The following is a 254-nucleotide window of genomic DNA, read 5'->3' on the forward strand; positions in this document are numbered from 1 at the left end:
GCGTGAAGCTGGAATCGCTAGTAATCGCGGATCAGCATGCCGCGGTGAATACGTTCCCGGGCCTTGTACACACCGCCCGTCACACCACGAGAGTTTGTAACACCCGAAGTCGGTGAGGTAACCTTTTTGGAGCCAGCCGCCGAAGGTGGGACAGATGATTGGGGTGAAGTCGTAACAAGGTAGCCGTATCGGAAGGTGCGGCTGGATCACCTCCTTTCTAAGGATTTTAACGGAATATAAGACCTTGGGTCTTA

The 254-nt window shown here is 53.5% G+C and carries 1 rRNA gene; it reads left to right on the forward strand.

Annotation, left to right across the window (positions count from 1 at the left end):
* Positions 1-217: ribosomal RNA gene (locus RUW00_RS22920) — 16S ribosomal RNA — on the forward strand; the annotation flags it as partial.
* Positions 218-254 lie beyond the last annotated feature (37 nt).

Origin of the sequence: Bacillus sp. IS1, assembly GCF_032461585.1 — a bacterium.
GTDB classification, from domain to species: domain Bacteria; phylum Bacillota; class Bacilli; order Bacillales; family Bacillaceae; genus Bacillus; species Bacillus velezensis.